The 21,217-nt window shown below is 69.4% G+C and carries 13 protein-coding genes and 1 pseudogene; 8 read left to right on the top strand and 6 right to left on the bottom strand.

Annotation, left to right across the window (positions count from 1 at the left end; all coding sequences use genetic code 11):
• Positions 1 to 215 precede the first annotated feature (215 nt).
• Entirely contained in the window at positions 216 to 734 is a 519-nt protein-coding gene (locus tag HG543_RS35330; RefSeq protein WP_169349320.1) for a DoxX family protein, read from the top strand.
• Positions 735 to 822: 88 nt separating this feature from the next.
• Here the strand turns inward: HG543_RS35330 and HG543_RS35325 are convergent, their stop codons facing one another.
• Positions 823 to 2,619, bottom strand: a complete 1,797-nt coding sequence (locus tag HG543_RS35325; protein WP_169349319.1) for a hypothetical protein — start codon at positions 2,617 to 2,619, stop codon at positions 823 to 825.
• Between the two features lie 17 nt (positions 2,620 to 2,636).
• Positions 2,637 to 8,117, bottom strand: a complete 5,481-nt coding sequence (locus HG543_RS54665) for an RCC1 domain-containing protein (RefSeq protein ID WP_211194374.1) — start codon at positions 8,115 to 8,117, stop codon at positions 2,637 to 2,639.
• Positions 8,118 to 8,647: 530 nt separating this feature from the next.
• Here HG543_RS54665 and HG543_RS35295 point away from each other — a divergent pair.
• Positions 8,648 to 9,220, top strand: a complete 573-nt coding sequence (locus HG543_RS35295; protein WP_169349318.1) for a hypothetical protein — start codon at positions 8,648 to 8,650, stop codon at positions 9,218 to 9,220.
• A 79-nt stretch (positions 9,221 to 9,299) separates the two neighbouring features.
• Here the strand turns inward: HG543_RS35295 and HG543_RS35290 are convergent, their stop codons facing one another.
• Positions 9,300 to 9,626 (bottom strand): hypothetical protein, encoded by a 327-nt coding sequence (locus HG543_RS35290; RefSeq protein WP_169349317.1) that lies wholly within the window; start codon positions 9,624 to 9,626, stop codon positions 9,300 to 9,302.
• Between the two features lie 212 nt (positions 9,627 to 9,838).
• Between HG543_RS35290 and HG543_RS35285 the strand changes: the two genes are divergently transcribed.
• Together HG543_RS35285 and HG543_RS35280 are read left to right on the top strand one after the other, a co-directional pair.
• Positions 9,839 to 11,509: a DUF1800 domain-containing protein gene (locus HG543_RS35285; protein ID WP_169349316.1), complete on the top strand. Its 1,671-nt coding sequence runs from the start codon at positions 9,839 to 9,841 to the stop codon at positions 11,507 to 11,509.
• 5 nt (positions 11,510 to 11,514) lie between these two features.
• On the top strand, positions 11,515 to 13,059 hold the full coding sequence (locus HG543_RS35280) for a DUF1501 domain-containing protein (RefSeq protein ID WP_169349315.1): 1,545 nt from the start codon (positions 11,515 to 11,517) through the stop codon (positions 13,057 to 13,059).
• Positions 13,060 to 13,211: 152 nt separating this feature from the next.
• Here HG543_RS35280 and HG543_RS35275 read toward each other — a convergent pair whose 3' ends face one another.
• Positions 13,212 to 14,714, bottom strand: a complete 1,503-nt coding sequence (locus tag HG543_RS35275) for a M12 family metallopeptidase (RefSeq protein WP_169349314.1) — start codon at positions 14,712 to 14,714, stop codon at positions 13,212 to 13,214.
• A 476-nt stretch (positions 14,715 to 15,190) separates the two neighbouring features.
• A complete protein-coding gene (locus tag HG543_RS35270) occupies positions 15,191 to 16,069 on the bottom strand; it encodes an IS630 family transposase (protein ID WP_169349313.1) in 879 nt (292 codons plus the stop codon).
• A gap of 959 nt (positions 16,070 to 17,028) precedes the next feature.
• Here HG543_RS35270 and HG543_RS35255 point away from each other — a divergent pair.
• Both HG543_RS35255 and HG543_RS35250 read left to right on the top strand, forming a co-directional pair.
• Positions 17,029 to 17,652 (top strand): annotated as a pseudogene (locus HG543_RS35255) (DUF2380 domain-containing protein); the annotation flags it as partial.
• The gene (locus HG543_RS35250) at positions 17,649 to 18,119 is read left to right on the top strand and encodes an NUDIX hydrolase (RefSeq protein WP_169349312.1); all 471 of its coding nucleotides are present in this window, start codon (positions 17,649 to 17,651) and stop codon (positions 18,117 to 18,119) included. The pseudogene HG543_RS35255 and the gene HG543_RS35250, both read left to right, overlap by 4 nt.
• Before the next feature lie 18 nt (positions 18,120 to 18,137).
• Here the strand turns inward: HG543_RS35250 and HG543_RS35245 are convergent, their stop codons facing one another.
• Positions 18,138 to 19,652 carry a hypothetical protein gene (locus HG543_RS35245; protein WP_169349311.1) on the bottom strand — a complete coding sequence of 505 codons (1,515 nt, stop codon included), beginning with the start codon at positions 19,650 to 19,652 and terminating at the stop codon, positions 18,138 to 18,140.
• 128 nt (positions 19,653 to 19,780) lie between these two features.
• Between HG543_RS35245 and HG543_RS35240 the strand changes: the two genes are divergently transcribed.
• On the top strand, positions 19,781 to 20,569 hold the full coding sequence (locus HG543_RS35240; RefSeq protein ID WP_169349310.1) for a hypothetical protein: 789 nt from the start codon (positions 19,781 to 19,783) through the stop codon (positions 20,567 to 20,569).
• Between the two features lie 207 nt (positions 20,570 to 20,776).
• Positions 20,777 to 21,217 (top strand): hypothetical protein (locus tag HG543_RS35235; RefSeq protein WP_169349309.1); only part of this gene is annotated, 441 nt, incomplete at its 3' end.

Below are 21,217 nucleotides of genomic sequence, written 5' to 3'. Positions count from 1 at the left end.
GGGGAGGACCGGGTCTTCGACCCGGGTAGCCCGTAGCAGGTTCACAAAGGCACGCAGGTCTCATGGAGCCGTGGCGCCCGGGGCGGTGTGACGCCCGAGGTGTGTCCGCTCACCGTCGAATCCACGCACCCCGGGCCCGGGTCCTGGCCGGGGTGTGTGCGAACCGCCAGCGCCGACTGGCGTTGCAGTCCAACCCCATCTGCCAAGGAGAGGTCATGAGCTCCGCTGAATCCGGTCGCTTCGTCGAGTCCCCCTACCGGTTCGCGCTGCGAATCATTGCAGGAACGGTGTTTGTCTTTCTTGGGCAGGTGAAATTCTTTGACACCATCCACCTGGGAACGGATGCCGTCGTCCTGCCCCGGGGCCCCGTGGGCTTCGCGGTGTACCTCAGCGCGGTGGGCGTCCCGTTCCCGCTCTTCCATGCCTACATGGTCTGCTGGGTGGAGATGGTCTGCGGCCTGTTCCTGATGGTGGGCGCCTTCCTGCCGCGTGCCTGTTCCACGCACCTCACCCGGCTGACGGCCCTCCCGCTCATGTTGGACATGGTGGTGGCCCTCTTCACCGTCGGCGTACCCAACGCGCTCGGCCACCCGGTGCGGGTGAATGATGTCGCCGTCACGGCCCAGGCCTGGAGGCTGCCGCTGGAATTGGTCCTCCTGGCCATCACCGGCTACCTGGTGCTCAAGCCGCTGCCGGCATTTCAGGTCCGCGCTCCGGAGGAGGTCACCTCCTGAGGCACCCCGGCCCGGCGCCTCGTAGCGGTGCCGGGCCGGGCGAGGAGGCCACCCGGGTGGATGGCCTCCTCACGCTTCACTCCCCAGGCTACGGACCGCAGCCCAGGGTGAAGTTCCACTGCGTGCCCGAGCTGCCGGCGCAGTTGGCCTCCACCACGACGATGGCCTGCGTGGTGCTGCCCGAGTAGCCCGCGCTGAGCGTGCCGGCGGCGCCGACGCAGCCGGTGTCGATGACCGTGGCGCCCTCGTACTCCACGCGGATGCGGTCCTTCACCGAGTACGTGTTGAAGGTCAGCGTGAGCGTGCCGGACGTGGCGCCCAGGTCGAACGTGCGCTGGTAGCCCGCGTCACCGCCCGACGCGGAGATACTGGTGCCGCACGCGGACGGCGGCTCGCACGTCTGCGTCGTGGAGTTCCAATTGGGCAGGTGGGGCGGGCAGCTGCACACCCCCGTGCCGCTGCTGGCGTCGCACACCTGGTTGCCCGGGCAGTTGCAGTCGAGGCACTCCTGAATCGGAGCGCTCCACGTCGTCCCCGGCGGGCAGACGCACTGGCCCGTGCCGCCGGTGGTGTCGCAGTACTGCGTGTGCGCGCAGTCACCGCACTGTGTGGTGCACTGCTCGCTGTTCGGGTCCCAGTCCGGCAGGACGGCCGGGCACTGGACGTCGAGCGTGACGTCCACCTCGTTGCTGGTGAGGCTGCCGTCGGTGAGCGCATAGCGGAAGCTGCGCGGGCCCGGGGGCCCGGAGCCGATGACGCTCACCGGGGCGTAGGGGCCGTTGAGCGGGGTGACGGACAGGCCCGTCCCCACCTCGCCCACGCTGGCCAGGAGGACCGCTGGGGTGCGGTTCAGCAGCGAGGTGGGGACCACGGCGTCGTTCAGCCCCAGCGCCACCGTGTGGCTCTGGCCGATGTAGGCCTGCCCGATGTCGGCGACGGCGCGGGTGCAGTGGTTGACGCCCTCGCTGCTCCCACCGCTCGCGGTGAACGCGTTGAGCCGGGTGCCGAGCTTCACACCCTCCCAGTACGCGGTGGCCCGGTCCGGGTCTCCCAGCGCCGCCTCGTACGAGGCCACGCGCTCGGCGAGGTGGCCCGAGTCCTCGCCCAGGCTCCCGTGGCAGCGGGTGATGGCCGCCAGCAGGAAGTAGCGCGAGTACAGGTCACCGCGCTGTCCGGGCCCGTGCAGTCCGGCGGGGGCGCAGGACGAGCGCAGGTCAGGCAGGCCGGCCGTCAGGGTGGGGAAGCGCTGCGCGGCGTTCGGGCCCGAGGCGAGGCTGGTCACCCGGTACGCCACCCACAGCGCCTTCTCAAGCTGGTGGTTCGTCGCCTCCAGGGCGCGCCGGAAGATGTGCGCCGGCGTGAGCGACTCGCCGCGGGTCGCGTCCTGGGTGAGCGCCGTGCGCAGCGCGTTCTGCTCCGCCACGAGGTACGTGTTGTAGGTGTCGCAGGACGTCTCCTGGCCCGCGCTGCCCTGGAGCGACAGGCAGCGGTGGGTGAGCGGCGGCGCGCCCCGGAACAGGTGGCCGCAGGTGGCCGCGTCGGGCTGCTGGAGGCTGCCGTCCCAGGTGCGGCAGGACACGTTGCGCACGAGGCTGTCCTGGTCCTGCTCCCAGCGCGTGTCGCTCTGCTGGTAGCTGGTCCGGGTCTGCTCGCGGTCGCAAGTGCCGAGCCGCGCGGGACGGCCATGGTAGGGGCCGGTGCCCCAGCCATCACCCGGTGTCTGCGCCTGTGACTGCGTGGTGGTGGGCTCGGCGGGGGCTGGCGCCTCCTGGGTGGTGCAGGCCGACAGGGCCAGGCCCAGCGCGAGCAGGCAGGAGCCGGCCTTGCGCCAGTCCCGCGCGCCGCCGTGCGGGATGGACAGGGAAGGGGGTTGGTGCTGTCTCATGGTTGGAATCCGGGGACTCACGGGTCGAAGCCGAGGGTGAAGGCCTGGAGGGTGTTCTCCTGGCGCGTGAAGGACGCGGCCGGCGCGGCGCCGCACGTCCCGTTGGGCAAACACACTCCCGAGGCGCACCAGGCCGGGCCGGTGCACGCCGCGCCGATGGCGCGGGGGAGCTCACACACGTTGCTGGCATTGCGGAAGGTGCCGGGGGCACAGAGTCCTTCCAGGGCGGGCTGGCCCGCGCCAGGGGCGGCGATGCAGGTGAAGTCGGGGCCACACACCAGACCCAGCGACGCCACGCAGGCGGTGCGCCGCTCCAGGCAGGAGTCACCCACCTGGCCACCCACGCAGGTGCCATTGACGCAGGCACCCTGACGGCACACGGGCGGAATCACCCCCGTGCCGCACGCCTCGCCCAGGTTGCTGTAGGCGTGGCAGGTGCCATCGGCGGCGCAGTAGCCGTCGATGCAGGCATCGCCCTGCTGGCAGGTGGCACCAGGAGCCCGCTGCGCGACGCAGACGTCCGCGGGGCCGCAGTGCAGGCCGTCGCGGCACCCGATGGTGCAGGCCTCGTCCACACCGGGCAGGGGCTTGCACATGCCCTGCTCGCAGGTCAGCCCGGTGCGGCAGTCCTCCGCGGAGCCGCAGCCCGCGCCCAGGCCGCCTCGCGGGAGGCAGGCCGTCGCCCCGCCCGGAGTGGCCGGGCGGCACGTGGACAGCGAGTGGGCACACACGCTCTGGTCCACGGTGCAGGCCTGACCGTCCGCGACCTTCACCAGCGTGGCGCAGACTCCCGCGTTGCAGGTCAGTCCGTTGGCGCAGTCGGTGTCGGCGGTGCACGCCCCGTTCGCCGCGCGGCGGGCACGGCACCGGAGGGTGGTGTCGTCGCACGTCAGGCCCACGTTGCAGGCGGGCAGCGTGGGACCGCAGGCCGCGTTCGAGGCGCCGAGCGTCTTGCAGGTACCCTGGAAGCAGGTGGTGCCGGAGGCGCACACCCGCGCCGGGCCGCACGCCGAGTTGGCCGCGGCGGGCGCCTGGCAGGTGAGGACCGTCTGGGTGGCCGCGTCCGCCTGGCACAGGAGCCCGGCGGCGCAGTCCCAGTGCTGGGTGCAGCTCTGTCCCTGGGGCCGTAGGCCCGTGAGGATGGCCTGGCAGTCCGGGTCGGTCTTCAGCGCCGCGAGGTCACCCGTGCCGCCGTTGTAGTCGAACACGGTCGTGGTGACGCGCGCCTGCTCCGCCTTCGCCACGCAGCGCAGGAGGGCCGCCTCGTCGAGCATGACGGCGCCCGCGGAGAGCGAGGCCAGCAGCGTGTCGTAGAGCGCGTCGCCCGGAGCGCACCGCTCCTCGAGGTCACCCACCTGGGACGCGGAGAAGCGCCGCGTGAAGGTGTCCTGGACGGTGGGCCGCAGGTTGCCGTGGCTCACCGCGCGCAGGCCGTTGGTCTGCCCACGCTTGAGGGCGGTGCACACGCGGCCGACGAGCTCCGCGGGAGTGGTGGCGCCAGGCGTCAGGTCGCGGCAGTAGGCAGGGCACGCATCGTTGTCGGCGGTGTTGCCGTCATCGCAGCTCTCCACGCCGACCTGGAGATGACCATCTCCGCAGCGGGCGAGCCGGCAGTCCTGGACGCAGGCGTCACCGTTGCTGGTGTTGCCGTCGTCGCACTGCTCGCCGGACTCGGTGATGCCGTTGCCGCAGAAGGAGTACAGCCAGGTGACCACCGGCGAGTTGCGCTGGGTGGTGGAGCCGTCGCCGAGCTGGCCATTGGAGTTCTGGCCCCAGGCGCGCACGGTGCCATCCGCGTGGATGACGGCGGTGTGGTTGCCGCCCGAGGTGAGAGCCACCACGTTGGACAGGCCGGGCACCTGCGCCGGGCTGAGGCGGCGGGTGACGGTGCCGTCCCCGAGCTGGCCGCTGGTATTCAGGCCCCACGTCCAGACGGTACCGTCGGACTTGAGGGCGGCTGAGTGGGTGGTTCCAGCGCTGATGGCCACCACGCCCGTCAGCCCGGGCACCTGCACGGGCAGCTTCTGGTCGACGGTGGTGCCGAGGCCCAGCTGGCCATTGCCGTTGCTGCCCCAGGCCCAGACGGTCCCGTCGGCCTTGAGCGCCAGCGAGTGGTTGCCGTTGATGGCGGCGGCCACCGCCACCATGCCCGTCAGGCCCACCACGGGCACCGGGCTGGTGCGAGTGGCGAGGCTGCTGTCTCCGAGTTGGCCGCTGGAGTTGAGCCCCCAGGCGAACACGGTGCCATTGGCGTGCAGGGCCAGGGAGTGGCTGACACCCGCGGCCACCGCGCGCACGTGGGTGAGGCCGGAGGGCTGCACGGGAGAAGTGGAAGGACTGACGGTGGAGCCGATGCCGAGCTGGCCGCTGGAGTTGAGGCCCCAGGCGCGCACGGTGCCGTCGGACAGCACGACGAGAGAGAAGGAGCCGCCGGTGGCGAGCGTCACCACCCCGGACAGGCCGGGCACCTGGATGGGCGTGGGGCGGTCGGCGGTAGAGCCGATGCCCAGCTGGCCAGAGCCATTGTCGCCCCAGGTCCACACGGTGCCGTCCGAGCCGCGCAGCGCCATCGAGTGTCCCAGGCCAGCGGCAATCAGCTTCACGCCGGACAGCCCGGACACCAGTCCGGGAGTGGAGCGGTCGGTGGTGCTGCCATCGCCCAGCTTGCCGCCCGTGTTGTCGCCCCAGGCATGGACGAAGCCATCCGAGCGCAGCGCGAGGGTGTGGGTGTTGCCTCCCTGGATGCGGTTGAGCTCGGGCTGACAGGTGAAGGCGCAGCCGTCACCCGAGGCGACGTTGCCGTCATCGCACTGCTCGCCCGCTTCGACGGTCCCGTTGCCGCAAAGGGGTGTGCCGGACTGGGGCTGGCACATGGCCGAGCACCCATCACCGTTGACGAAGTTGCCGTCGTCGCACGCCTCGCCCGGGTCCTGCACGCCGTTGCCGCACTCGAAGGGCACCAGCGCCGCGACGGGCGAGGTGCGCTGGGTGACGGAGCCATCGCCGAGCTGGCCGCTGCCGTTGGCGCCCCATGCGCGCACGGTGCCATCCGCGAGGACCGCGACGGTGTGGTTGCCACCCGAGGCGAGGGCCACCACGTTGGACAGGCCGGGCACCTGCGTCGGGCTGAGGCGGCGGGTGACGGTGCCGTCTCCAAGCTGGCCGCTGGTATTCAGGCCCCACGTCCAGACGGTACCGTCGGACTTGAGGGCGGCTGAGTGGGTGGTTCCAGCGCTGATGGCCACCACGCCCGTCAGCCCGGGCACCTGCACGGGCAGCTTCTGGTCGACGGTGGTGCCGAGGCCCAGCTGGCCATTGCCGTTGCTGCCCCAGGCCCAGACGGTCCCGTCGGCCTTGAGCGCCAGCGAGTGGTTGCCGTTGATGGCGGCGGCCACCGCCACCATGCCCGTCAGGCCCACCACGGGCACCGGGCTGGTGCGAGTGGCGAGGCTGCTGTCTCCGAGTTGGCCGCTGGAGTTGAGCCCCCAGGCGAACACGGTGCCATTGGCGTGCAGGGCCAGGGAGTGGCTGACACCCGCGGCCACCGCGCGCACGTGGGTGAGGCCGGAGGGCTGCACGGGAGAAGTGGAAGGACTGACGGTGGAGCCGATGCCGAGCTGGCCGCTGGAGTTGAGGCCCCAGGCGCGCACGGTGCCGTCGGACAGCACGACGAGAGAGAAGGAGCCGCCGGTGGCGAGCGTCACCACCCCGGACAGGCCGGGCACCTGGATGGGCGTGGGGCGGTCGGCGGTAGAGCCGATGCCCAGCTGGCCAGAGCCATTGTCGCCCCAGGTCCACACGGTGCCGTCCGAGCCGCGCAAGGCCATCGAGTAGCCGATGCCACCGGCCAGGGTCTTCACGCCGGACAGCGCCGTCACCAGCCCGGGAGCGAGGCGGTCGGTGCTGGTGCCATCGCCCAGCTTGCCGCTGCCGTTGTCGCCCCACGTCCACAGCGTGCCGTCAGCGCGCTTGAACAGGGTATGCGTGTTGCCCGCGGCAAGGCGCAGCGTCTCGCTCGCGCAGACCTGGGAGCACCCGTCACCCGAGGCGACGTTGCCGTCATCACACGTCTCACCCGCCTCCACGGTGCCATTGCCACACAGCGGTGCGCCGGACTGGAGCTGGCACATGGCCGAGCACCCGTCACCGTTGACGGAGTTGCCGTCGTCGCACGTCTCGCCCGGGTCCTGCACGCCGTTGCCGCACTCGAAGGGCACCAGCGCCGCGACGGGCGAGTTGCGCTGGGTGACGGAGCCATCGCCGAGCTGGCCGCTGCCGTTGGAGCCCCAGGCGCGCGCGGTGCCATCCGCGAGGACGACGGCGGTATGGGTACCGCCGGCGGCGAGGGCCACCACGTTGGAGAGGCCGGGTACCTGCACGGCGTTGAGGCGGCGGGTGAAAGTGCCGTCTCCGAGCTGACCGCTGGTATTCAGGCCCCACGTCCACACGGTGCCGTCGGACTTGAGGGCGGCCGAGTGGGTGGTGCCAGCGCTGATGGCCACCACGCCCGTCAGCCCGGACACCTGTACGGGCGTGGAGCGGTTGGTGGTGGAGCCGTCGCCAAGCTGTCCACTGCCATTGGCGCCCCAGGCCCAGACGGTACCGTCGGACTTGAGTGCCAGCGAGTGATTGCCGTTGATGGCGGCGGCCACGGCCACCACGCCTGTCAGGCTGGGAACGGAGACAGGGCTGGTGCGCTGGGTGGTGGTGCCGTCACCGAGCTGGCCGCTGGTGTTGAGGCCCCAGGCGGACACGGTGCCGTTGGTGTGCAGGACGAGGGCGTGGCTGATGCCGGCCGCGGCGGAGTGGGCGCTCGTCACCGTGGGCTGCACGGGAGAGGTGCTGCTGGTGGTCGTCCCGACGCCGAGCTGGCCGTTGGTATTGACGCCCCAGGTGCGCACCGTGCCATCCGCCAGCACGGCCACGGAGAAGGAACCCCCTCCGGCGACGGACCTCACGGAAGGCAGACTCACCACCTGGATGGGAGTGGGGCTGCTAGCGGTGGTGCCCAAGCCGAGCTGGCCGCTGGCGTTCGCGCCCCAGACCCAGAGGGTTCCGTCCACGGCACGCAGCGCCAGGGAGTGGCTGGCACCCGCGGCCACGGCCTTCACGCCGGGGAGCGCCGTCACCAGCCCGGGCGCGGTGCGATCGGTAGCGGTGCCATCGCCCAGCTTGCCGCTGGCGTTGTCACCCCACGTCCACAGCGAGCCGTCCGCGCGCTTGAACAGGGTATGGGTGTTGCTCGCGGAGATGCGGACCGTCTCGCTGGTGCAGACCCAGGAGCAGCCGTCATTGGAGAGGTCATTGCCATCGTCACACTGCTCGGGTGGGTCGATGACGCCGTTGCCACAGGCGCCGACGGCCTGCCGCACGACCTGCACGGGCTCCGGGAGTGCCTGCTGCTGTTGGGGAGGTGGATCTTCGGGGCGACAGCCGATGCTCGTGACCACGAGGCATGCGGCGACCCACAGGGGAAGTCCTGCCAGATATCTGCGCATGGAGAGTCTCTGCCCCGGAAATGAAGACTGCCGGCGGGGCAGGGCGCTACTGACAGCAACGGGATGCCCAGTCAATGAAGCGTTGAGCACCAAACAATTGGCCGACATGGGCATTGACAGGGTTGTCGGTGACCCGGGGCCAGGGGCGGGTCTTCCAGCACAGCGCCCCACACGCGCTCGCCACGTTCAGCCAGTCCATGGCGGCGGCCCTCCCGCGGCCACCTGACGTGGCGCCTGCCTGCCTCCCCTCCATGCAACAGCAAGTCTTTTGCAATTAAATGGCGCCGCTGCAAATGAATGCATCGAGGCGCCTACCAGGCAGTCGAAATGTCTGTGATTTGACATTGCGAAAGGCCTTGGCCTAGTACTGCGGGCGGATCATGAAGGTCCGACAAGGCGTGTGCGCGTCTATTCCAGACGTGCGCGCGCCCCCACGCCCTCGTCCAGCCCACTTCGTACTTGTGCTCGTTCACGAGGTGAGCGGGCTTTCGTTGGAAGTTCCCCTCGCAGTCGTCCCCCTGGAGTCTCGAATGAAGAAGAATGTCCTGTTCTCTGTTGGCGCCATCCTGCTTTCCACCGCCTGCGGCTCCGCCGGCTCTCACGAGGCCGAAGAGCCCGGCCTCGCTCAGGAGCGGGCCGCCCTCTATGGCGACATCACGCGCGTCACGGGTGACGTTCCGTGCCCCTCCGGCTACGTCATGGCTAGCCCCGAAGATGCCCAGGCCTACCAAGGCGCGGCCTGCGGCAATCTCGCCTCCTGGGACATCGCCCGCCTGAGCGGCAGCGGCGCCATGAGGGGGCCTGGTTACGGCTGCAACATCAGCTCCTTCGAGGCCAATCCCCTTGGCCACACCCTCTGCAAGGACCCTTCCACCATGACCTTCCTCAGGGCGACTGGCGACTCTCCCTGCGGCCCCGGCAAGACCCTGCTCACCGCGCAGGAGGCCAGCGCCCGCCGGTCCGAGGTCTGCGCCAAGCTCGCCTCCTGGGACATCGCACGCCTGGAGGACGGGGGCACCATGAAGGGTCCCGGTTACGGCTGCACCATCAGCACCTGGGACACCCAGGGCGTCGGCCACGCCCTCTGCAAGTCCCTCAACTGATGAAGTGACCCGGGCCGGTGGCTGCGCGCTTCCTGCTGGCGCGTAGCCGTCTGTCGGCCTGGGAGCGCCATGACGGCGGTCAAGGCTTGCAGACGCGGTTCGCCGCCGCCACGCAGTCGCTCGTGTTCTGGCAGCTCGCGCAGCGCAGCTTCGTGTTGTTGTGCTTGTAGTAGCAGCGGGTGGGCTCGGAGCGGGCGTCACGAACCTCGCAGAACACGATGGTCCCCGTGGAGCAGAGCGGCTCGGCCACCGGTTCGCCGCAGCAGCCCTCTCCGTCGAAGTGGGGCCGCAGCTCGGTGGTGCACGCCATCCCGGGCGCCTCCGGTCCCTCGTCCTCCTCCGTCTCCGTGCCGGAGCATGCGATGAGGCTGAGGGCGAGGAGCCAGCACCAGGGTCGGGAGGTCACGCGTTGTCCTGTCTCGGAAGGTGGAAGAGGTCCGGGCGACCGCGGAATCTTCAATGAAACCCGCCCGCTCTGCCAGTAGGGCTCCTTGTGTCTCGGCGGGGCCGCCGAACGGCCATTCGGGTCCAGCCAGATTTACTTGTTTTTTAGGTTAATATACTTTTCCGGAGAGGTTCTGTTTCCGTGCTCGCGCACCCTCGAAGGAGAAGCCCTGGATGACCCGCCGCATTGCCCTGGCCCTCGCCGTGCTCGCATCCGCGTGCGCGCCGGAGGACGCCCCCCTCGAAGAAAGTCCATCCGCCGAGCCGCTCGGTGAGCAGCAGCAGGCCATCGAGCCGCTGGAGACGCCGTCCGAGGAGAACGCCATCCGCTTCCTGGAGCAGGCCACCTTCGGCCCGCGCCTGGCGAATGGCGCGACGACGCTGCCCATCGACTCGGTGGAGCGCGTGGTCTCCGTGGGCATCACCCAGTCCCTCACGGACCAGTTCAGCGCCCCGCGCTCCGTGTTCGACGGCACGACGACGAGCAAGGACCTGGGCGCGCAGTTCTTCGTCAACGCCGTCACGGGGCAGGACCAGCTCCGCCAGCGGGTGGCGTTCGCGCTGAGCCAGATCTTCGTCGTCTCCCAGGGGGGCATCCCCGACAGCTCCACCACGCCCGAGTCCGAGCCCAAGCTGGCGATGGCGGCGTACCTCAACCTGCTGTCCTCGAATGCGTTCGGCAACTTCCGCCAGCTCCTGGAGGCCGTCACGAAGGACCCCGCCATGGGGACGTACCTCGACATGGCGAACAACAAGGCCTTCAGGACGAACGGCCAGCCCATCGAGCCCAACGAGAACTACTCACGGGAGATGCTCCAGCTCTTCACGCTGGGGCTCTACAAGCTGAACGAGGACGGCACCCAGCAGCTCGACGCGGACGGGGCGCCGATTCCGGCCTACACCGAGGCCCATGTCCAGGCCTTCGCCCACGCACTCTCCGGGTGGACCTATCAAGGCGCGGCCTGTCCCACCGTTGGCCGCAACAACCCGGCCAGCTACGCGCAGCCGATGATGGGCTGCGATGTGAACCACAACCCCGCTTCGAAGGTGCTGCTGCGGGGCGTGGCCACGACGGCCGGAGGCACCGCGGCGCAGCACCTCAAGCAGGCGCTGGACAACGTCTTCGCGGACCCCAACCTCCCGCCGTTCATCTGCAAGCAGCTCATCCAGCACCTCGTCACCAGCAACCCCAGCCCCGCGTACGTGCAGCGGGTGGTGAACGTCTTCAAGAACAACGGCAGCGGCGTGCGCGGGGACCTGCGCGCCGTGGTGCGCGCCATCCTCACGGACAACGAGGCGCGCGGCTCGCAGCCGCCGCTGGCGCTGTACGCCACCTACGGGCACCTGCGCCCGCCCGCGCTGTTCATCACCAACGTCGTCCGGTGGCTGAACGTGCAGCTCGATACGACGGGGACGAAGGACCCGGGCGCGAAGTTCAACGCCTGGAGCCGTGCGCTGGGCCAGTACGTGCCCCGGCCGCCCTCGGTCTTCAGCTACTACCCGCCGAACGCCCCCGCGCCCGGGGGCAACGGCCTGCTCGGCCCCGAGTTCGCCATCCTCGACACCGCCACCATCACCGCGCGAGCCAACTTCGTGCACGAGCTGCTCTATGCGACGTCGGCCGCCACCGCCGGCATCGTCATCGACCTCAACGTGCTGCCGGCGGACCCCAACGATTTGACGCTCTGGCTGGGCCGCTACCTGCTGCACGACACCATGTCGTCCGACCTCCAGCTCGCCGTCTACAACGCCATCACCGACACGCGCGCCGGTGACATGACGCGAAGGAAGAAGCTGGGCCTGTTCCTCACGTCGCTTTCCCCCGAGTTCCAGATCCAGCGGTGAGCCCCATGACCTTCTCCCGACGCAAGTTCCTCCAAGGTGCCTCCACGAGCCTGGGCTTCCTCGCGGCCGCCGCGACGATGCCCAGGTGGCTGGGTGAGGCGAACGCCGCCACGCTCACCGGTTACGCGGGCTACCGCGCCACGGTGTGTGTCTTCCTGCTGGGCGGCAATGACGGCAACAACGTCATCGTCCCGCTGACGAGCACCCCCTTCGCGCAGTACCGCGCGGCGCGGCCCAACGTGGGCTTCGACCAGGCGTCGCTGCTGCCCATCAACCCGGTGGGCCTGGCCGCGGGCTCGTACGGCCTGCACCCGTCGCTCACGCGCCTGCAGGCGCTCTTCGAGCAGGAGCGCGCCGCCGTGGTGTGCAACGTGGGCCCGCAGGTGCTGCCCATGCTGAAGGCGGACTACACGTCCGGCACGGTGGCCCGGCCGGACAACCTGTTCTCCCATAGCGACCAGCAGGACGCGTGGGCGAGCGGCATCGCCAACCCTTCCACGGTGACGCTGCCGCTGGCGCTCATCGGCAAGGTCACCGGGTGGGCGGGCCGCACGGCGGACAAGCTCCACGGGTTGAATCCGGGCGAGTACCCGGAGGTGGTCTCGTTCGGAGGCAAGTCGCTCTTCGCCGCGGGCGCGGTACGCCAGCCGATGATGGTGTCGTCCAGCGGCTCGCTGGCCTTCCGCCAGACGAGCGACGCCAACTTCAATGCGCTCCAGAACGCGGCGCTCTCGCAGGTGATGGGCATCACCAACGACGTCACCCTGGAGGCGTCCTACGGCGGGGTGTTCACCACGGCGCAGACCTTCGCCACCGCCCGCACCGCTGCGCGCGACGCGGCGTGGGCCGCGCTCCCCCAGGCCACGCGTGACGCGATTGACGCCCTGTTCGTCCCGCCCGCGACGGGAAGCTCCGGCTGGTCGCTGCACACGCAGCTCTACCAGGTGCTGAGAGACCTCATCGCCGGCGCCACGGCGACCACGGGGGGTGGGCTGGGCGTGCGGCGGCAGGTGTTCTCGGTGGGGCTCGGCGGCTTCGACACCCACGTGGGACAGCGCGCGACGCAGGACTCGCTGCTGGCGCAGGTGGACTTCGCGCTGGCGGCCTTCCACCAGTCCATGGACCTGCTGCGCGCGTCGGGCGCCTTCGGGACGACGCCTCCGCAGGCCACGCTCTTCACGATGAGCGACTTCGGCCGGACGCTGGCGGAGAACTCCGACCGGGGCACGGACCATGCGTGGGGCAACCACTGCATCGTCCTGGGAGACCGCGTCCAGGGCCGCCGGCTCTACGGCACCTTCCCCAGCCTGGACCTGGCGGGCGGCGCGGCGAACAACCCCGACACCGTCGACTCCAAGGGGCGGTGGATTCCGTCTCTGACGGTGGACCAGTACGCCTACAGCCTGGCGTCCTGGCTCGGGCTCAACACCGCCGCGGAGCGCGACTACGTGTTCCCCAACATCGCGGGCTACGTGGCGTCCGCCACGGCGCGGGGGCTGTCGGCGTCCACGCGCTCGTACCGCATCGGGTTCCTGCTGCCGGACGCGTAGGTGGCGGAAGGCCCGGGCGCGCCGTCAACCTCCGTCGAGCGCGGCGGAGGTTGATGCGAATCGACCCGGGCCTTCCTTCGGCATCCGCGGCCAGCCCGTAGCCTGAGCACATGGCCACGGACCTGGCCCCTCTCGTGTACCCGGCTACGGCGCTACGGCCGGAAGCAGCGCGCCCGCCCGCCGACGCCTACCTGGAGCGAACTCCCGCCCAGTATCCAGCGGCCGCCTTCCACCGAGGCCTTCACGGACTCGCCGCCGCCTTTGAAGCTGCCCTGCACCCGGGTCAGCGCGCACGAGTACCGCCCGGCCCAATCCATGTAAGTCGGGCCGGCTCCCTGCTCCCACGTGTACTCATTCGAGTATCCCGATACGGCGACACACCGTGCGCGGGCGGAGATGCCCGTCTGCATGGAGTTGCCGCCGAGGTACCACATCCCGTTGTTCGAATAGACGTGGACGAACTCGGCTCCCCCGTCGAAGCTGCCGCTGACGTGCGTCAGGAAGCACACGCGACCCGTCGCACTGCCCAGGTTGGTGGGCAGCTGCCCCTGGGACCAGGAGTATTCGGACGTCACCTTGCTCGAGGACCGGCAGGCCGCGCCACCCGAGACGCCGACCTGGAGGGAGCCTCCACTGAGATGCCAGTTGCCGTTGCTCTGGGAAACGGAGATGTACTCCCCATAACCGGCGAAGGCGCCGGACATGGCCGTGAGAAAACAGAACCGGTCGGCAATGGGCCCCATGTTCACGGAGTTCGTGCCCTGGGCCCATGTGAAGCCATACAGTGCCTTCACCGCCGAGATGTCCCCCGCGCTCAGGCCTGTGCGCTGCCCGATGGCGGCGCCATTCAGGGTGGTGATGGTTTTCACGCCTGAGTCGATGGCGAAGGCATAGGCAGGGTAGTGCATGATCGAGCCGTAGTCGTATGCGCCGCGATCATCCGTCTCATCGATGTTCTGCTCGAAGTTGTCCTTTGCATCGGGCGCGATGTTGTCCCAGTTGATGCTGATGTAGTTGTCACGGTCCAGGCGCGTGTGCTCGTGCCACAGCCCCACCACATGGCCGATCTCATGGATGGTGTTTCCCAGGCTGCACGAGGCCGACAGGCGCGTGTACTGCGCTCCGCCTCGTCGGCCCACCGACGAGCTGCATCCGCTGGAGGCGTACTGGAAGATCACATAGTTTGGGAGGAGGTCCTCGTTGGTGGTGTCCCGCCGGATGAAGCGAATGGGGGTGTTGGCTTCCCAGTGGGCAATGGCATCCATCACACGCTGTGGATAGGTCAGGGCCGGGTCGATGGTGTAGGGCACGAGGTTGTTGGGCCAGATATAGGTGGCGCCGGTGCTCGTGAGCCCCATGCTGGAGACATCCTGGGCCGCGACCTGCCCCTGCAACGCGGCTTTTGACAGCGCTTCCACCTCCCTCACGGGGCCCAGGATGATGTCACCCTCGGAGATCGCCTGCCCATCCACCTCCACGTAGTGGCGCTGGTGGAGTTGACCCGTGCGCGCGTTGCGCCAGTACGCCGTGCGGCTGGGGGAATTCGGAGGGAGCCAATTGATTTCATTCGCCGCCTCCGAGTCCACCCCATCCGGGAGGGAAGGAGAGGGCTGCTCCTCGCCACAGGCGCCCAGGGTCAGGATGACTGCAACCACTCCAACGATTCGTGATTTGGAAGACATGTGTCCTTCTTGCGTGAGAGACAATGAATCCCGTCACCAGGAGCCGGTTCATGGCAGGCCCTGGCACCACTCACTCTGCACTCAATGAAGGACAAGCACTGTGAACTGCATCACGAACAGCCAGTGAAATGCTTCACATGCAGCCAGTCACCGTCAACAGCGCTGCTGGTGATTCTCCATCGGCTCGCGTCATACCGCGCCGTCAGCACCCGGCAAGCCGGTGCTGCTCGTCGTCCCTACCGGACGGCAGCAGGACGACTTCCCGCTGTTGGCGATGCAGGCTTCACCGTGGGCGCACCGAAGGCTCCCGGTTCAGGGTGGGCTTTCGGGGCGCCATACGGACATGGCCAGGAGAACCCTCTCCCCAGGGCAGTACCTCAGCCTCTCAGCAGTACCTCGCCAGGGCACGCGCGCCGCTAGTGGAGTGTCCGCGAAGTAATCCAACATAGTCAGCGCCAGTGCCGCTCGAACCAGTCGCGCATCTTGGCCCGGGTCCACAACCAGGTGAATGGGTGGGCGTAGAGACGGTTGTACTCGGGCCAGCTCGCATCCAGGTGCGCAATGAAGTCGGAGCGGCACTTCCAATCACCGCGCTGTAGATAGCGCGCGCCGAAGGCACGCAGCAGCAGCTCGGCCTGGTTGAGCCAGGAAGCATGAGGCGGAGTCACGAGGACACGGACGTGGCGGTAGCGGCGTAGGAAGTCGCGTGTGTCCTGGGCGACGTGACTGGAGCCACCATCCCAGATGAGGTGAATGCGTCGAGCGTGGCGGTAGGGGTGCAGCAATTGGGGCAGGACTTTGCGCAGGCACGCTCCGTCGTTCTTCTCCAGGCACCAGCCACGCATGGTGCCCGTGTGCACCAGCAGCGAAGCCAGGAAGTTCACCGTCCCATGGCGCACGTATTCGAACTCGCAGCGCTCGATGAGGCCCGGAAGCATGGGGCGGGTGGGACAGCGGCGCTCAAGGACCTGGATGTTGGGCTTCTCGTCCACACACAGCACGACCTCTTCGCGCTCTGCGAGGGCCCGGGCCCGCTCGTAGCACCAGAGGACCGCCGCCGCCTTCTGGCGGAAGTCCTCATCCAGGGTGGGCGTCTTCCAGTACCGGCTGCGGTGAGGCTGGAGCTCCGCGTGTTTGAGGATGAGCGCTACCGTGGAGTGCGACAGGGTGGGAGCGATGCCGCACTCGCGGGCGATGCGCGCCAGCGAGCGTGTACTCCACTGAGTCATGTGCAAGCCCACTCCCGCCGGCTCACAACAGGCCAGTTGCTCAACCTGGACGAGCTGCAGGGGGGGAGAGCCGCGGTGGGCGGCCAGAGCGAGGAGCATCCCAAACGGCGGTAACCCCCAAGGCCTCGAAACGTCGGCACAAGCTCCAGATGCTGGTGCGGTCCAGACCGAAGTACTCGGCCAGCTCCTGCACGACCGTGTCTGGCTCGGCCATGGCCAACAGAATGCGCGCTCGACGCGCTACTCTCTGCTCTGTGCGGCCGTCATGCACCAACTCCTCCAGGAGGGCAGTATCCTCCTGGGAGAGCCGGATGAGTCGCGGAGGTCGTCTCCTCATCCAGGAGAGCTATTCATCCTCCGCGACTATGTCGACTGACTTCGCGGACACTCCACTAGCAAGGGGGCAGCAGGGGCGTGAGTTTCTGGAGCAGCGCGACTGCTTGAGCCTCAACACCACGCCAACTGCGGTGGGCCCTGTGCTGGGGCCAGCTTCGCAGGCCCAGAGGGCAGTCTCAGGTGCTCCAGAATGGCGCTCACCCCACAGGGAGCTGTCAGGTACGCCAGCACCCGACGCCTGCCGCCACACCTCACGCAGGCCCACGTCCAGCGCGAACGTCCTGCGTAGCTGCCCGGCCCCGTCCAATCGTGGCGTGCACTCCTTCTTCGGCTCCTCCACCGTCGCGGCAAACGACGGGCTCTTCTCCTCCGGCTTCGCCTTCTCTTGGGGGAGCAGAAATGGCCGCAGTTTCGCGCCTGGAGCGAAGACGCCATGAAACCTCGTGAGGTTTGTCCGAGGTGGAGGCACCAGGGACGCGCCGCGCCGCAAAAGCTCCAGTTCGTCCTTGCAACTCTCGCAGCGTACCCGCGCGAACCCGTGCGCCAGCACCCCGCACTCCAGGTACCGAGAGAAGTCCCGCTCCACGTACCGGGGCAGGCCGCGTCTGCCTACTCCCCCGAGGTGAACCACACGAAGTGCGGGAGAGCCACGAAACCTGGGGAGGCTCACTTCTCACCCTTCAGTGCCGCAATGACCGCTGCTGCGGCGGCATGGTCCTCCGTCGCTGCCCCGCTTGCCGCCAGCCGCTCCCGCGACGCTCGGCGCGGGCCTCGTCATGGGCTCGGGCGGAGTCATGGCTGGCTCACGGATTGTCGTCTCCGCCGAGTGGGTGGAGATGATTCGGCGGCTCGTGAAGGCGGGTGTCCTTTCCATTCCGGCCGTCAGCGCCGCTGTCCGCATCCACGGCGGTCAGGTGATGATGGCGCAGGCGAGCGGGGACTTGCCGCAGGGCGTGCGCGACGCGCTGGGAGACAGTCCCGAGGTGCGCGGCATGCAGGTGACTGACAGAGCAGGAGCGGGCATGTCCGAACGCCCGAAGCACCACGTCCTGCCGCAAGAGCACCGCGAGTGGTTCGAGCAGCGCGGCTTCAAGGGCGACATGGACATCGACAAGTTCTGCGTCAAGCTGGAGCAGGCGCACCATGAGGCCATTCACGGTGGTGGGAACTGGAAGCTGGGGCGCATGTGGCCGAATGAATGGAATCGAATGATCATGCGCGCCCTGACCAATACCGAGCGAGAGGTTGGCCGGATGTTGACGCGGAACGAGATCCTGAACATCGTCGCGGGGCGCATGAAGCGCTACGACATCCCGATGCACTTCACCTCCGGAAGAGGACAATGACGGACGGACGCTCCTGGCAGGGAAACTGGAGAGTCCGCTTGTACGAGCGGGTCCGCGAGCGCGGTTACGATTCGCTCACCGCTTTTGCCGAGGCGCGCCCTGCCGTCCCGCTGGATTTGCTGGCCGAAGAACTGGGCAAGGACGACGTCGCAGGGGTGCAGGTCTTGAGCGGGTTGCTCGCCGAAGCGGAGAGGCGCAAGCAGGTCACACGCCTTGTTCGCGATGTGCTCGTGCGCCAACTGTCCCAAAGTCTTCCGAATGGCTGGCCGGCGGTGTTGGACGACTCAAACCGCTTCCAGGTCGCCAAGGCGCTCGGCTGCTGGTCCGCCGACATACCCGAGTCCTACCAGGAGCGCGCCGACCAGGTCATGGCAGCGCTTCGCACGACTCCTCCTCCGCCCGGCTGGCGCCCGCTCGGCCCCGACGACGAGCTGCTCCGGACGCTCTTGCCTGACGAAGCAGCCTGATCTGCCGGGCTGATGCCCTCAGGGCCCCGCCTGGAGCAGGTACACGTCCGTGCTCCCCACGGGAGTGAGCTGCGTCCCTCCGGCGGACCAGGGCTCCGCGAAGGTGCCAAGCACCCATGCCGTGCCGTCGTTCGCGAGCGCGAGGTGGGGGGCGCCCACACCGAACTCGTCGAGCTCCAGCCACTGGTGCAGCTCGCGCGTCCACACCCGGCTTCCGTCCAGGCTCATCCGCACGAGGTAGGTGGGGGAGGGCGGGGTGCCCTCCTCGGGCCCGCCGCCGAGGTCCGTGTTGCTCAAGCCCTGCACCAGCAGCCGCGCGCCGCCGGCCGCGTCCACGCCCAGCCCCGTGACGGCCTCCGCCGCGAACGTGCGCAGCACGCGCTCCGTGCCGTCCACCTCGGCCGTGACGAGGAAGCGTTGCGGATTGCCCGTGGCCTCCTGGCCCGACCAGCGCACCGTCTCGCCCCGGCCCGCGGCCACCGCCGTGCCCCGCGGGCTGAAAGCCACGTGCCGGACCTCCTCGCCCACGGTCTTCACCCAGCGCAGGCTTCCGTCGGCGGACAGGCGCGCGAGCACCCCGCGGCTCTCATTGGGCTCCACGTCGCCCGGAATGGGCACGCCCGCGAAGGCGGCCTCGCCCCGCATCATGCCGCCCACCAGCACCTCGCCGGTGCTGGCGTCCACCGCCACGTCGTGGCCCCCGCTGAAGCCGTGCAGCCCACCGAAGGTGCGCACCCAGCGGAAGCTGCCATCGGCCGCGTAGCGCACGACGTAGCCCGTGTACTCGAAGCGCCGCCCATCCTCCTCGCGGTTGCTCTCCACCGGCCCACCGCCGAAGTCCACGGTGCGGAAGAACTGCCCCGTCACCACCACGCCGCCATCCGCGTCCACCGCGAGCCCCTCCGTGAGCGCGATGCCCCGGCCGGTCACGAGCTTGCGCACGTGCTGGATGTCGCCCGTCGCCGACAGGCGCACGAGGTAGTCGCCCGTGACCAGCGGGCCCGTGCCCAGGTCGACGTTGCCACCGCGCCAGGAGAGCAGCGCCCACGCCCCACCGTCCGGCGTGAAGGCCAGGCCCTTGGAGGTGACCTGCCTCATCTCCTCGGGGAAGGAGTCACTGAGCGCCACCAGGGTGCGCGTCCACACGGTGTCGCCCCGCGCCGTGCGCCGCATCAGCCGCAGGTGCTCATGCGACTCCGATGGGGTCTCGGCTGCCCTGCCACGGCCGAGGTGCAGCGCCAGGAGCAGATCGCCGGTGCCCTCATGGTGCGCCACGGGACCTGCCCGGTCCGCGAGCGCGTCCCCGTACGTCCACACGCCGAGCACCGCGCCGCCGGCCGTATCTCCGCTATCCGGCGGGCCCGCGTCGGGCGTGCCTCCGTCGGAGGTGCCGTCACCACCGTCTGGCTGGCCGCCGTTCACGTCGGGCCGCTGCTCCACGGGCGGGGGCGCCTCGTCACCGTCCGAGTCCCCGCACGCGCCCACGAGCAGCAGCAGCGCCGCCGCGCCCACCCCTCCCAGCCATGCCCGCATGTCCCCTCCCTGCCAGCCCCTGTGCCTCAAGGTGCGAGGGGAGGCCCGAGGCGGCAACGGGCGCGCCCCTCCTCTTGCCTGCCCTGCGACCGGGTTCGAGCCGGGGTGCGTCTGTCTATACTCGACCCATGGTGCAGCACCGCATCGACGCCGGGACCGACATCGCCTGTGTGGGCATCTGGGACGCCGGCCTCCCTCCACTGCGGCGCGTCCCTGATGCCAAGGAGGTGGAGGCGAGTGCCGTGCGCGGGGAAGCCCTGCCCATCGAGACCTCCGCCGATGGCGGCTACGTGCTGGAAATCCTCGTCGAGGAGTCCTTCGTGGCCCCCGCGGGCCGGACGTACGAGACGCTGGAGCGTGATTACGGGCTGAACCTCGCCTCGGGAACCGCGCTCGTCGGTGGCTTCGAGGACTTTCGCTCGCGTCGCCCTCAGATCACCTCCGAGGAGGACCTCATCCACGTGGAGCCTTCTTGGTACCGCGTGCGCGTCCACCTCAACCGGATTGACCCGGAGTACGTCGAGGCGCTCTCTCACGACGCAGCCGAGCGCGCCCTCTCCCCCGAGGAACTCGCGCGCCACCGGCAGCTCGGGCGGTACGGCAACGCGGGCTGCGCCTCGATGCTCCTCGCCGTCCCGCTGTTCATCGTGGCTGGCAGGTCCAACGGCGCCACGGCGCTCATCGCCCTCGTGGCGGGCCTCGTCCTGTTCACCGCACCGGCGTGGCTCAACCGCCTCGCGAAGCGGCGCGGCGACCTCGAGCTCCAGCAGCGCTACGAGAGCACCCGCGCCAGGGCGACTCCGCCCGACGTGGTGCTTGAGCTGTGGCGTACCGATGCGCCGCTGCCGGGCGGACGTGTGAGCCTGGAGGCAGCACGCGAGGAGCAACTGCCCTCGCGTGCCGCACGTCACCGGTAGCTCTCGAACGGGGTGAGGAAGAAGAGGGGAGTGGGCTTCACCAGTCAGGTGGGCACGCTCACCGGCCGGCGCGACCTCAGGACTCCACCCACGGGCTTTGACCCGGAAATTCTCCGGAAATGTGGGAGGAAACTCGCGTGCGCACAGGTGTGATAACCACTTCAACAGTAGGCACTTTCGCACCTCCGCCGCAAAAGGGTTACCCACATGACTTCCTCCATTGGCTCCGGCCACTCGCGTACCGCCCAGTTCGTCTCGCGTACCAGCCTGGATGTCTCGCACTCCCGCACCAGCGTGCGCGCGGAGGGGGGGGCGGTCACCACGTCCCAGATGGACCTGCGCGCGGCCTTCCGGACGGACGGCTTCAGCGGCGGGGCCCAGGGCATCCGGGCCGGGGGCTGCTTCCCGACGACGCCTCCGCGGTGCGGCTCGGACTCGATGGACTGGGAGGCGGCCACGCAGATCTTCCAGCAGATCACCCAGATGCTGGAGGCGTGCATCAACCTCTTCAAGTCGCAGTGTGAGCAGCCGCAGATGCCGCCGGACTGCCAGGGGCCGAAGCAGCCCGACTGCCAGGAGCCGAAGCCGCCGGTCTGCCATGGGCCGACGCTGCCGACGTGCCCCTCCGAGCCTCCGCCTCCGCCGCGC

The organism is Pyxidicoccus fallax (assembly GCF_012933655.1).
Taxonomy (GTDB): Bacteria; Myxococcota; Myxococcia; order Myxococcales; family Myxococcaceae; genus Myxococcus; species Myxococcus fallax.
Note: the sequence above shows the minus strand (reverse complement) of the source record. Positions and strands in the feature narration are given on the sequence as shown.